Source organism: Pseudomonas sp. PS02290, from assembly GCF_029960075.1.
Taxonomy (GTDB): domain Bacteria; phylum Pseudomonadota; class Gammaproteobacteria; order Pseudomonadales; family Pseudomonadaceae; genus Aquipseudomonas.
Window position 1 is genome coordinate 85,412 of sequence record NZ_JASCOY010000008.1, and the last position, 12,453, is coordinate 97,864.

Sequence of the window (12,453 nt, forward strand, 5' to 3'; positions counted from 1 at the left end):
CTTTACCTCTTCAGAAAAACCCGTGGGGCTGCAAGTCCGGACGCAGGATCAAAGCACTGCTTTCGGATAGGAACCCAACACCTTGAGCGCCACGGCTTCCTGACTGATCTGCTCGAGAACGGCCTTGATCAGCGGGTCGCGGTGGTGGCCAACGAAATCGATGAAGAACACGTAGGTCCATTTACCGCTTCGCGAGGGACGCGTTTCGATGCGCGTCAGGTCGATGCCGTTCTGGTGGAAAGGCACCAGCAGCTCATGCAGCGCGCCCGGCTTGTTGCTCATCGAGACGATGATCGACGTCTTGTCGTCGCCGGTCGGCGGCACTTCCTGATTGCCGATCATGAGGAAGCGCGTGGAGTTGTCCGGACGGTCCTCGATCTTCTCGGCAATCCGCGTCAAGCCATAAAGGCCCGCCGCCATATCACCGGCGATCGCCGCCGAGTTCCACTCACCCTTGACCCGCTTGGCCGCTTCGGCGTTGCTGGCCACGGCGACGCGTTCGACGTTCGGGTAATGTGCGTCCAGCCACTTGCGGCATTGCGCCAGGGACTGGGCGTGGGAGTAGATGCGGCTGATGCTGTCGGTCTTGGTGTTCTCGCCCACCAGCAGATGATGGTGAATGCGCAGCTCGACTTCGCCACAGATGACCATGTCGTGCTCAAGGAAGCTGTCCAGAGTGTGGTTGACCGCACCTTCGGTGGAGTTCTCCACCGGGACCACGCCGAAGTTGACCGCACCGGCGACCACTTCACGGAACACTTCGTCGATCGCTGCCATGGGCTTGCTGATCACGGCGTGGCCGAAATGCTTCAGCGCAGCGGCTTGAGTGAAGGTGCCCTCAGGGCCGAGATACGCGACCTTGAGCGGCTGCTCCAGCGCCAGGCACGAGGACATGATTTCGCGGAACAGCCGCGCCATCTCTTCGTTGCTCAGCGGGCCACGGTTACGCTCCATGACGCGCTTGAGCACCGCCGCTTCACGCTCGGGCCGATAGAACACCGGCTCTTCGCCTGCCGGCAGTTCAGCCATCTTGACCCGCGCCACTTCCTGGGCGCAGCGGGCGCGCTCGCTGATCAGTTCCAGAACCTTTTCGTCCAGGCTGTCGATGCGGACCCGCAGTGCCTTGAGCTCTTGTTCAGACATTAGCCGTGTTCCTTCTCGAACTCTGCCATGTACGCGGTCAGGGCGTTGACCGCACTGAGGTCGATGGCATTGTAGATGGACGCGCGCATGCCGCCGACAGAACGGTGGCCTTTGAGGTTGAGCAGGTTGCGCGCTTCGGCACCCGCGAGGAACGGCTTGTCCAGGCGATCATCGGCCAGACGGAACGGCACGTTCATCCACGAGCGGTCGGAGGGGTTGATCGGGTTGCTGTACAGACCGCTGGCGTCGATGAAGTCGTACAGCGTGCGTTGCTTGAGTCCATTGCGCTTGGCCATGGCCTCGACGCCGCCCTGCTCTTTCAGCCATTCGAAGACCAGACCGGACAGGTACCAGGCCAGCGTTGGTGGCGTGTTGTACATGGAGCCGTTGTCGGCCGCGACCTTGTAATTGAGCATCGTCGGGCAGAGCGCGCGTGCGTGACCCAGCAGGTCTTCGCGAATGATCGCCACGACGATGCCACTCGGGCCGATGTTCTTCTGGGCACCGGCGAAGATCATGCCGAAACGCGAGACGTCGACAGGGCGCGAGAGGATGTCCGAGGACATGTCGGCGACCAGCGGCACGTCACCGGTATCCGGAATCCAGTTGAATTGCAGACCGCCAATGGTCTCGTTGGGCACGTAGTGAACGTAGGCCGCGTCTTTCGACAGCTTCCACTCGCTCTGGCCGGGAATGGCGAAGTAATCGGAGGGTTTGGCGCTGGCGGCGACATTGATGTTGCCGTAGCGCGATGCTTCTTCAATGGCTTTCTGCGACCAGATGCCGGTGTCGATGTAGTCGGCCCTGCCGTTTTCCGGCAGCAGGTTCAACGGAACCTGAGCGAATTGCTGACTGCCGCCACCTTGAAGAAACAGCACTTTGTAATTGGAGGGGACAGACAGCAGATCGCGAAAATCCTGCTCCGCCTTGGTGGCGATGGAGACGAACTCGTCGCTGCGATGGCTCATTTCCATGACGGACAGGCCTTTGCCGTGCCAGTCCAGGAGTTCGGCCTGGGCGCGCAGCAGAACAGCTTCAGGGAGCGCGGCAGGACCTGCGCAGAAGTTAAAGGCTCGCTTGCTCATATCCACTCTCGTCGTGTCACTGAATTAATTTGGAACGGGTGAAATGCGGGGAAGTGCGAAACAGGGACTGTATTGTGTCAGAAGATCCGCATCGCGACCGTCGTTACCTCCGATTGCTCCTACAGACGTTCCCTGGTCGGGCGCTGAGATCGACTGTAGGAGCAATCGGAGTTTGCGACGGTCGCGAAAGCGATCTGTCTGACAGAATGCGTCCCACGATTCTAAGGAGGGGGCCGGATCACCAGCCCCCCTCTAAGCGTTATTCCTGCGGCTCTTCTTCGTCAGCCGCGGGATCCGCCTGCACATCGTCAGCGGACTCGTCGGTGTCAACGGCGCCAATCACGTCGCCATCAACCTCTTCGCCCTTGAACGCTTCGCCTTCCAGCTCTTCGCCCTCAACTTCCGATGGCTCCTGCACGCGCTCCAGACCGACCAGTTTCTCGTCCTTGGCCAGTTTGATCAGGGTCACGCCCTGAGTGTTACGGCCCAGACTCGATACTTCGCCAACGCGGGTACGCACCAGCGTGCCCTGGTCGGAAATCAGCATGATCTCCTCGCCGTCCTGCACCTGGACCGCGCCGACCAGACGGCCGTTACGCTCGTTGCTGACCATGGCGATGACGCCCTGACCGCCACGCTTGTACTCGGGGAACTCAGTGATCGCCGTGCGCTTGCCGTAGCCACGCTCGGAAGCTGTAAGGATCTGGCTGCCCTGCTCCGGAATCAGCATCGAAATCAGCTTCTGCCCTTCAGGCAGACGCATGCCGCGCACACCGCGAGCCGTACGGCCCATGGCGCGCACTTCGGATTCCTTGAAGCGGGTGACCTTGCCGCCGTCGGAGAACAGCATGATTTCCTGCTCGCCATCGGTGACGGCGGCGGAAATCAGGATGTCGCCTTCGTCCAGCTCAAGCGCGATCAAACCGACGCTGCGTTGACGACTGAACGCCACCAGCGGGGTCTTCTTGACGGTACCGTTGGCGGTCGACATGAAGATGAACGGCGCCTTCTTCTTGTCGGCGGCCTTGATGCGCGCCTTGCGCTCTTCTTCGGTCTCGTTGCTGTTCTCGAGGTCTTCGGCGTCGGTGTCCACGCCTTCGGCTTCTTCTTCGTCAGCCCGCTTGCGCATGGCTTCGAGGTCGACCGGTAGCATGGTGGTGATGTATTCGCCTTCGCTCAGCGGCAACAGGTTGACCAACGGACGACCACGGGCAGCGCGGGACGCTTCCGGGATCTCGTAGGTCTTGAGCCAGTACACCTTGCCCTTGCTGGAGAACATCAGCAGCGTGGTGTGGCTGTTGGCGACCAGCAGGTGAGCGATGTAGTCCTCATCCTTGACGCCGGTGGCCGACTTGCCTTTGCCGCCGCGACGCTGGGCCTGATAAACGGCCAGCGGTTGAGTCTTGGCGTAGCCACCGTGGGAGATGGTCACGACGCGCTCTTCTTCGGGGATCATGTCGCCGAGGGTCAGGTCCAGGCGCGCATCAAGGATCTCGGTGCGACGCACATCGCCGTATTCGGCGCGGATCAGCTCCAGCTCTTCGCGGATGACTTCCATCAGGCGCGTGGCGCTGTTGAGGATGCGCAGCAGCTCGCCGATCTGAGTCAGGATTTCCTGGTACTCGGTCAGCAGCTTCTCGTGTTCCAGACCGGTCAGGCGGTGCAGACGCAGCTCAAGGATCGCCTGAGCCTGTTCCGGCGACAGGAAATACTTGCCGTCACGCATGCCGTACTGAGGATCGAGGTTTTCCGGGCGGGACGATTCGGCGCCTGCGCGCTCGACCATCTCGACCACGGCGCTGGATTCCCACGGCGTGCTGATCAGGCCTTCTTTGGCTTCAGCCGGGGTCGGCGAGGCTTTGATGAGGGCGATGACCGGGTCGATGTTCGACAGGGCAACGGCCTGACCTTCGAGGATGTGACCCCGCTCGCGGGCCTTGCGCAGTTCGAACACGGTGCGGCGGGTAACGACTTCGCGACGGTGACGAATGAAGGCTTCCAGCAGGTCCTTGAGGTTCAGGATGCGTGGGCGGCCGTCGATCAGCGCAACGATGTTGATGCCGAAGACGCTTTGCAGCTGGGTCTGGGCGTAGAGATTGTTGAGGATGACCTCAGGCACTTCGCCGCGACGCAGCTCGATGACCACGCGCATGCCGTCCTTGTCGGACTCGTCGCGCAGCTCGGTGATGCCTTCGAGCTTCTTCTCTTTGACCAGCTCGGCGATCTTCTCGATCAGACGGGCCTTGTTCAGCTGGTACGGCAGTTCGGTGATGACGATCTGCTGGCGACCACCGACCTTGTCGATGTCTTCGACGATGGAGCGGGCGCGCATATAGATGCGGCCACGGCCGGTCTTGTAGGCTTCGACGATGCCGGCACGACCGTTGATGATCGCGGCAGTCGGAAAGTCGGGGCCGGGGATGTACTGCATCAACTCGTCGACGGTAAGGTCGCCGTTGTCGATGAGCGCCAGACAGCCGTCGATGACTTCACCGAGGTTGTGCGGCGGAATGTTGGTCGCCATGCCCACAGCGATGCCGCTCGAGCCGTTGACCAGCAGGTTGGGAATACGGGTCGGCATGACCGCAGGAATCTGTTCGGTGCCGTCGTAGTTCGGCACCCAGTCCACGGTTTCCTTGTGCAGGTCGGCCAGCAGCTCATGGGCCAGCTTGGTCATGCGCACTTCGGTGTATCGCATGGCAGCGGCGTTGTCGCCGTCCACCGAACCGAAGTTGCCCTGGCCGTCTACCAGCAGGTAGCGCAGGGAAAAGGGTTGGGCCATACGAACGATGGTGTCGTAGACCGCGGTGTCGCCATGCGGGTGGTACTTACCGATGACGTCACCGACCACACGGGCGGATTTCTTGTACGGCTTGTTCCAGTCGTTACCCAGTTCGCTCATCGCGAACAGTACCCGCCGGTGCACGGGCTTCAAGCCGTCGCGCGCATCGGGCAGAGCTCGTCCGACGATGACGCTCATCGCGTAGTCGAGGTAGGACTGCTTCAGCTCGTCTTCGATATTGACCGGGAGGATTTCTTTGGCCAGTTCGCCCATGAGAAGCCTGATTCCTTTTTCTGGTGAAACCTCGCTCAGCCATCCGGGATGAACAAGGCTTGCCGCTGCCGACGATTGTCAGGCAACGACTTACGACAAATCAGCGAGTTATGCCATGAATGTGCGCAGTCATAAGGGTCGCCATGCGCCCCTTTGGAAAGCGCCGGATGGTACCACAATCGCCGTCAGGCACGAAGTCTTTGCAGGCGCCGTGAACACGCCATTTCGCCAGCAGACGCCTGATACGCGCTCACAGAGCCCGATAGCGCGTTTGGCGACGAATGGCATTATCGGCTGCGGGGTGATCAATGCAGGCGTTTGCGGCACATCAACAGGGCCATTTTGGTCGTGTCGGGGCGTTCGACGATGCCCTTCTCGGTGACGATGGCGTCGATCAGATCGGCGGGCGTCACATCGAACACAGGGTTGAAGGCGTCGACGTCGGCACCCACGCGCTTGCCGCCGACTTCAAGCAATTCACGGCCGTCGCGCTCTTCGATGGGAATGTCGTCGCCACTGGCAAGGTTCATGTCGATGGTCGAGCTCGGCGCCACGACCATGAAGCGCACGCCGTGGTGCATCGCCGCCACCGCCAACTGGTAAGTGCCGATCTTGTTGGCGACGTCGCCGTTGGCGGTGATGCGGTCGGCGCCGACGATGACCCAGGTGATGCCTTTGGTTTTCATCAGGTGCGCGGCCGCGGAGTCGGCATTGAGGGTGACCGGAATGCCTTCGTTGACCAATTCCCACGCGGTCAGACGGGAGCCCTGCAGCCAGGGACGGGTTTCGTCGGCGTAGACGCGTTCGATCATGCCTTCCAGATGTGCCGCGCGGATGACGCCGAGCGCGGTACCAAAGCCGCCAGTGGCCAGCGCGCCGGTGTTGCAATGGGTCAGCACGGTCTGCAGATTGCCCTGGTGCTTGCGGATCAGCTCGGCACCCAGTTGCGCCATGGTCAGATTGGCTTCGCGGTCGCTCAAGTGAATGGCCACGGCTTCGGCTTCCATGGCCTTCAGCGGATCTTCATGATCCTTCAGGCGATACAGGCGTTCGCGCATGCGATTCAGCGCCCAGAACAGGTTGACCGCCGTGGGCCGGGAGTTGGCCAGCAGGTCGAAGTCTTCTTCCAGGGCCATTTGCCAGTCGCCGCCTTCGGCCAGACGATCAATGACCGCCAATACGATGCCGTAGGCCGCACTGATACCGATGGCTGGCGCGCCGCGCACAACCATCGTGCGAATGGCTTCGGCCACGCCTTCAGCTGTGGTGTAGGGATGCCAGGTTTCTTCGAAGGGCAGGACCCGCTGATCCAGCAGATGCAACGTGCCGTCCCGCCAATCGATGGCCTTTACCTTCTCCGCAGCCAGTAATCGATCGCGCATTGCACACCCCACTTGATGAATTTTTGAAAAGCTGCCGCCACAGCGACGGTGCAAAGAAGCAAATCGCCAGCACCTTAAAAAGCCGCCGATTATAGCGAGCCGCCTGCGAAGACGCTCGGGTATACTTCGCCGTCCCCGTAATAAGCCATTGGATGCCCGCCCCATGCCCCATTCCGCTGCCCCGCTCGACCTGTTGTTGCTGCCGGACTGGCTGGTACCGGTCGAACCCGCCGGCGTTGTGTTGAAGCAGCACGGAATCGGCATCCGCGATGGCCTGATCGTTTACATCGGCCCCCGCGCCGAGGCCCTGCGCCAGCCGGCCATCGAAGTGCGCGAGTTGCCGGGCATGCTGCTCAGTCCCGGGCTGATTAACGCCCACGGCCATGCGGCCATGACGCTGTTCCGCGGCTTGGCGGACGATCTGCCGTTGATGACCTGGCTGCAGGACCATATCTGGCCAGCCGAGGCGAAATGGGTCGATGAGGATTTCGTCCGCGACGGCACCGATCTGGCCATTGCCGAGCAGTTGAAAGGCGGCATCACCTGCTTCTCCGACATGTATTTCTTTCCGAAGGTCGCCTGCGAGCGGGTGCACAACAGTGGCATTCGCGCACAGATCACCGTGCCGGTGCTGGACTTCCCGATACCCGGCGCGCGCAACAGCGATGAATCGCTGCACATCGGTATCGAGCTGTTCAACGACCTCGCCCACCACGATCGCATCAAGATCGCCATGGGGCCCCACGCGCCTTATACCGTCAGCGACGAGAACCTGGAGAAGATCCGGGTCATCGCCGATGAACTGGATGCAATGATCCAGATGCATGTTCACGAAACCGCTTTTGAAGTACACGAGGCCGTTCAGCAACGCCAGGAACGGCCTATCGCCCGGCTGCAGCGTCTGGGCCTGCTGGGCCCGCGTTTCCAGGCGGTGCACATGACCCAGATCAGCGATGACGACCTGGCGATGCTGGTCGAAAGCAACTCCAGCGTCATTCACTGCCCCGAATCGAACCTGAAACTGGCCAGCGGCTTCTGCCCGGTCGAGCGCCTATGGCAGGCCGGGGTCAACGTCGCCATCGGCACCGACGGCGCGGCCAGCAACAACGACCTGGACCTGCTCGGCGAAACCCGCACCGCCGCGCTGCTGGCGAAGGCGGTGGCCGGCTCGGCCACTGCGCTGGACGCCCACCGTGCGCTGCGTATGGCCACGCTGAACGGCGCCCGCGCCCTGGGCATCGATGATCACACCGGCTCGCTGCAGATCGGCAAGGCCGCCGACATGGTCGCGTTCGACCTCTCGGGCCTGGCGCAACAGCCGGTCTACGACCCGGTGTCACAACTTATTTATGCGACGGGTCGCGACTGCGTCACGCACGTCTGGGTCGCCGGCAAGCCATTGCTGCAGGACAAACGCCTGACCCGCATGGACGAAGAAGCGCTGACCCGAACCGCCAAAGCCTGGGGCAACCGCATCGCGGCAGACAAAGCCTGACCCATTGAGCACCGCCACGGTCAGATACCGTGGCCGGACAACGAATTCAAGTTTTAGAGGATCACACATGAGCAACGTCGACCACGCCGAAATCGCCAAATTCGAAGCCCTCGCCCATCGCTGGTGGGATCGCAACAGCGAGTTCAAGCCGCTTCACGACATCAATCCGTTGCGGGTGAACTGGATTGACGAGCGCGTGAATCTGGCCGGCAAGAAGGTGCTCGACGTCGGTTGCGGCGGCGGCATTCTGAGCGAGGCCATGGCCTTGCGCGGCGCCACCGTGACTGGCATCGACATGGGCGAGGCGCCGCTGGCCGTGGCGCGCCTGCATCAGCTCGAATCTGGCGTGAACGTGGAATACCGGCAGATCACCGCCGAAGCACTGGCCGACGAAATGCCCGAGCAGTTCGATGTCGTGACCTGCCTGGAAATGCTGGAGCACGTGCCGGACCCGTCGTCGGTGATTCGCGCCTGCTACAAGATGGTCAAGCCGGGCGGTCAGGTGTTTTTCTCCACCATCAACCGAAACCCGAAGGCGTACCTGTTCGCCATCATCGGCGCCGAATACATCATGAACCTGCTGCCGCGCGGCACCCATGACTTCAAGAAATTCATCCGCCCTTCCGAGCTGGGCGCGTGGAGCCGCGATGCCGGGCTGCAGGTCAAGGACATCATCGGCCTGACCTACAACCCGCTGACCAAGCACTACAAGCTGGCGTCCGACGTCGACGTCAATTACATGATCCAGACACTGAGAGGCGTCTGAGCCATGCGCTTGAGGGCAGTTCTCTTCGACATGGACGGCACGCTGCTCGACACCGCGCCGGACTTCATCGCGATCTGCCAGGCGATGCTGGCCGAACGCGGCTTCCCGCGTGTGGACGACAAACTGATTCGCGACGAGATCTCCGGCGGGGCCAGGGCGATGGTCTCGGCGGCGTTCGCCATGTCCCCCGAGGCGCCTGAATTCGAGGCGCTGCGACTGGAATTTCTGGCGCGCTACCAGACCGATTGCGCCGTGCACAGCAAGCTGTTCGACGGCATGGCCGACTTGCTCGCCGACATCGAAAAAGCCAAGCTGATCTGGGGCGTGGTGACCAACAAGCCGGTGCGTTTCGCTCAGCCGATCATGGAGCAGCTGGGTTTGTCGGAGCGTTCTGCGGTGCTGATCTGCCCGGACCATGTGACTAGGAGCAAACCCGACCCGGAGCCGCTGTTGCTGGCCTGCAAGATGCTCGATCTGGACCCGGCCAGCGTGCTGTTCGTGGGCGATGACCTGCGTGACATCGAATCTGGCCGCGACGCCGGCACCAAGACCGCCGCCGTACGCTATGGCTACATCCATCCCAACGACAATCCCGATCACTGGGGGGCTGACGTGGTGGTGAATCACCCACTGGAGCTGCGCCGGGTGCTGGATGATGCGTTGTGCAGCTGCTGATCGCTCATCAGCGCAGCTCGGCATAGACACAGCGCACTACATAGAGAGAGGAGCCCCCATGTTCAATTATTCCGCCCGCCCCGATCTGCTCAAGGACCGGGTGATTCTGGTCACCGGCGCCGGCCGAGGCATCGGTGCCGCCGCCGCGAGAACCTACGCCGCCCACGGCGCGACAGTCTTGCTGCTGGGCAGGACCGAAGCGAACCTGAGCGCGCTGTATGACGAGATCGAAGCTGCCGGTCATCCGCAGCCGGTGGTCATCCCGTTCGATCTCGAGACCGCCCTGCCCCATCAATACGACGAACTCGCCGCGATGATCGAAGCGGAGTTCGGCCGGCTCGATGGCGTGTTGCACAACGCCTCGATCATTGGCCCGCGCACGCCGATCGAGCAGCTCACCGGCGAGCAGTTCATGCAGGTGATGCACATCAACGTCAACGCCACCTTCATGCTGACAACCGCGTTGCTGCCGCTGCTCAAGCTCTCGGGTGACGCGTCTATCGCCTTCACTTCCAGCAGCGTCGGGCGCAAAGGCCGCGCGTATTGGGGCGCCTATGGTGTGTCCAAGTTCGCCACCGAAGGGCTGATGCAGACGCTGGCCGATGAAATCGACGGGCTTGGGTCGCTACGCGCCAACAGCATCAATCCGGGCGCAACCCGCACCGACATGCGCGCCCAGGCGTACCCGGCGGAAGATCCGACCAGCAACCCGACGCCGGACGAGATCATGCCGGTGTATCTGTACCTGATGGGCCCGGACAGCACAGGCATCAACGGACAGGCACTGGATGCGCAGACCCGCTGACTTTGGGGCCAGTCGTCCGCTAACCACAAGGGGCGCTCCCGAACGCGCTCCCTCATCTGAATATCAGACAACGCCGGGCACCCTCCACTCGGCAGTTTCCTGCCGTCTTGTGTAGCAGAATGCCTTCAGGATCGATACGTTAGTCAAATCCAAGGCGCGGAAAGGTATCAAACCTGTCACAATCCGCCGCAACTTATTGATTGACAATACTTTTCACGCAGGCAGTCGAATTGGCACGAGTTTCGCTCTCTCCATTTCAAGCCCGTAGAGGCGAAGGAGCGGAACCATGAGTTTTCCAACCAACACCAATGCCATAGATTTCGACAGCGCCCGGCTGCAACGCCATGGTTTCGCGCCGCCCCACAGCCTCGTCCGGCCTGCCCTCGATTACGAACAGCTCAGGCGTCAGCTCGATCTGCAACTGCAGACCAGCCTCGAAGCGGACAAGATCCTGTCGATGCTTTTCCAGAGCGTTCAGCAACTCATCCCGCTGAATGCCCTCAGCTACAAACACCTGCCCACCGATCTGCGCCTGGAACTTGGGGAGCGCGCCCGGCACAGCGCTATCTACCGCATGACCCACGAAGGCGAGCAGTTGGGCGAGCTGTCGTTCCAGCGCGACCACCGTTTCGCCGAGGATGAGCTTGAGCAACTCGAATCGTTGCTGTCCAGCCTGCTGTATCCCCTGCGCAACGCCCTGCTGTATCGCCACGCCAGCCTGAGTGCGCTGCGTGACCCGCTGACCGGCGCCGGTAACCGGATCGCCATGGAGCAGTCTCTCATTCGGGAGTTCGAGATCGCACGCCGCCAGCAACAACCGCTGTCGGTGCTGATGCTCGACATCGACCACTTCAAGGGCATCAACGACACCCATGGCCATGCCACGGGCGATGAAGTGCTGCGGGCGGTGACCAACGCGGTCAAGGATCGCCTGCGCAATATCGATCAGGTGTTCAGATTTGGCGGTGAGGAATTTCTCATCGTGCTGACCAACACCAGCCGTGAGTCAGCCGCGCTGGTAGGCGAGCGCTTGCGCAGTGCGGCACTGCAACTCAGTTATCCGGTGACAGGACGGCCTCTGGATCTGACCGTGAGCCTCGGTTGCTCGACGCTGCTGCCGGGCGAATCGTCCGACAGCATGTTGCGCCGTGCCGACACGGCCCTGTACGCCGCCAAGCGCAAGGGCCGCAACCGCCTGGAAATGGCGGGCTGACCGATCAGGCGCGGGCGGGGATCCGGTGTTCACGGACCGAGCCGCTACTTTCCTGGGATCGTTCCAGCGTCATGCACCGTTCAAGGAACAGGAACATGTACTCATAGCTCTTGCAGACCGCCATTCGCAGGTCGCTCTGCAATTGCTCGCTGGGGTTGTTGCCGGCCAGGGTGCAGATGATTTCCAGCGCTTCCCAAGGGTGGGAATCGTCGTACTGCGCATGCATCTTCAGCCACTTCATTGCCCGCTTTCGTGTGTCCGGCGGGAACATGTCCGCGTAGGTGTCCTGGGAACAGACCACCGCCGACCATTCACCGGTGGCACCTTCGATGGCGTAGTTGGTCGCCGCGATGGCGACTACCAGTGAATCCGACGAACAACTGTGCCAGCACCAGTGATTCAGTGCGTGGAGTTCCGAGGGCACCAACTGCGCCTGCAAGTCTTCCAGCGTCACCCCGTGGGCAGCGCTCCAGTTGACCCAGTAATCGGCGTGGTTGAGTTCGACCCGAATGTTGCGCATCAACCATCGTCGCGCCATGTCTTCACCCGGGTGTCGGGCGAATCGGGTTTTGGTCAGGTTATGCGCCATATAGACCGCGAACTGTTCGACGACCGGCCAGCCCCCAATCAGGTACTGGCGCATGGTCTTAGAACTGAGCCGCCCGTCACGCATGCGTTGATAAAGTTCATGCCCTACCACCTTGGCCTTGGCGTCACTGCAATCGTCAATCAATTGCTGTGCCCAAGCGGGGTAACTGCTGGCATCCATCAGCGGACCGGTTCTAATGAACATATCGATCACTGTGTAGCTCCTTATGTAAGTTGCGTAGGATG

At 61.6% G+C, this 12,453-nt stretch carries 10 protein-coding genes; 5 read left to right on the top strand and 5 right to left on the bottom strand.

Going from position 1 to position 12,453, the window contains the following annotated elements; genetic code table 11:
- Nucleotides 1–48: 48 nt before the first annotated feature.
- The 4 genes from pheA to mtnA all read right to left on the bottom strand — a co-directional run bounded on the left by pheA (nucleotide 49) and on the right by mtnA (nucleotide 6,665).
- On the bottom strand, nucleotides 49–1,143 hold the full coding sequence (pheA, locus tag QMX88_RS06655) for a prephenate dehydratase (protein WP_192172818.1): 1,095 nt from the start codon (nucleotides 1,141–1,143) through the stop codon (nucleotides 49–51).
- Nucleotides 1,143–2,228, bottom strand: a complete 1,086-nt coding sequence (gene serC, locus QMX88_RS06660) for a 3-phosphoserine/phosphohydroxythreonine transaminase (RefSeq protein WP_282367509.1) — start codon at nucleotides 2,226–2,228, stop codon at nucleotides 1,143–1,145. The genes pheA and serC overlap by 1 nt, the downstream gene beginning before the upstream one ends.
- Before the next feature lie 259 nt (nucleotides 2,229–2,487).
- Entirely contained in the window at nucleotides 2,488–5,283 is a 2,796-nt protein-coding gene (gene gyrA, locus QMX88_RS06665) for a DNA gyrase subunit A (RefSeq protein ID WP_282367511.1), read from the bottom strand.
- 305 nt (nucleotides 5,284–5,588) lie between these two features.
- Entirely contained in the window at nucleotides 5,589–6,665 is a 1,077-nt protein-coding gene (gene mtnA, locus QMX88_RS06670) for an S-methyl-5-thioribose-1-phosphate isomerase (protein ID WP_282367513.1), read from the bottom strand.
- 163 nt (nucleotides 6,666–6,828) lie between these two features.
- On the opposite strand from mtnA, the gene QMX88_RS06675 reads away from it, so the two are divergent.
- The 5 genes from QMX88_RS06675 to QMX88_RS06695 all read left to right on the top strand — a co-directional run bounded on the left by QMX88_RS06675 (nucleotide 6,829) and on the right by QMX88_RS06695 (nucleotide 11,619).
- Nucleotides 6,829–8,160 (top strand): TRZ/ATZ family hydrolase, encoded by a 1,332-nt coding sequence (locus QMX88_RS06675; RefSeq protein WP_282367515.1) that lies wholly within the window; start codon nucleotides 6,829–6,831, stop codon nucleotides 8,158–8,160.
- 67 nt (nucleotides 8,161–8,227) lie between these two features.
- Entirely contained in the window at nucleotides 8,228–8,926 is a 699-nt protein-coding gene (gene ubiG / locus QMX88_RS06680) for a bifunctional 2-polyprenyl-6-hydroxyphenol methylase/3-demethylubiquinol 3-O-methyltransferase UbiG (RefSeq protein ID WP_192172823.1), read from the top strand.
- 3 nt (nucleotides 8,927–8,929) lie between these two features.
- Nucleotides 8,930–9,601 (top strand): N-acetylmuramic acid 6-phosphate phosphatase MupP, encoded by a 672-nt coding sequence (gene mupP / locus QMX88_RS06685; protein WP_282367519.1) that lies wholly within the window; start codon nucleotides 8,930–8,932, stop codon nucleotides 9,599–9,601.
- A 58-nt stretch (nucleotides 9,602–9,659) separates the two neighbouring features.
- Nucleotides 9,660–10,406, top strand: coding sequence for a YciK family oxidoreductase (locus tag QMX88_RS06690; protein ID WP_282367521.1), 747 nt, complete (start codon nucleotides 9,660–9,662; stop codon nucleotides 10,404–10,406).
- Between the two features lie 286 nt (nucleotides 10,407–10,692).
- Entirely contained in the window at nucleotides 10,693–11,619 is a 927-nt protein-coding gene (locus QMX88_RS06695; RefSeq protein ID WP_282367524.1) for a GGDEF domain-containing protein, read from the top strand.
- Between the two features lie 4 nt (nucleotides 11,620–11,623).
- On the opposite strand, the gene QMX88_RS06700 is transcribed toward QMX88_RS06695, so the two are convergent.
- On the bottom strand, nucleotides 11,624–12,421 hold the full coding sequence (locus tag QMX88_RS06700) for a TenA family transcriptional regulator (RefSeq protein ID WP_282367526.1): 798 nt from the start codon (nucleotides 12,419–12,421) through the stop codon (nucleotides 11,624–11,626).
- Between the last annotated feature and the right edge of the window lie 32 nt (nucleotides 12,422–12,453).

Coding starts and splice junctions, on each gene's coding strand:
- pheA (WP_192172818.1), bottom strand. CDS start 1,143: ATGTCTGAACAAGAGCTCAAGGCACTGCGGGTCCGCATCGACAGCCTG.
- serC (WP_282367509.1), bottom strand. CDS start 2,228: ATGAGCAAGCGAGCCTTTAACTTCTGCGCAGGTCCTGCCGCGCTCCCT.
- gyrA (WP_282367511.1), bottom strand. CDS start 5,283: ATGGGCGAACTGGCCAAAGAAATCCTCCCGGTCAATATCGAAGACGAG.
- mtnA (WP_282367513.1), bottom strand. CDS start 6,665: ATGCGCGATCGATTACTGGCTGCGGAGAAGGTAAAGGCCATCGATTGG.
- QMX88_RS06675 (WP_282367515.1), top strand. CDS start 6,829: ATGCCCCATTCCGCTGCCCCGCTCGACCTGTTGTTGCTGCCGGACTGG.
- ubiG (WP_192172823.1), top strand. CDS start 8,228: ATGAGCAACGTCGACCACGCCGAAATCGCCAAATTCGAAGCCCTCGCC.
- mupP (WP_282367519.1), top strand. CDS start 8,930: ATGCGCTTGAGGGCAGTTCTCTTCGACATGGACGGCACGCTGCTCGAC.
- QMX88_RS06690 (WP_282367521.1), top strand. CDS start 9,660: ATGTTCAATTATTCCGCCCGCCCCGATCTGCTCAAGGACCGGGTGATT.
- QMX88_RS06695 (WP_282367524.1), top strand. CDS start 10,693: ATGAGTTTTCCAACCAACACCAATGCCATAGATTTCGACAGCGCCCGG.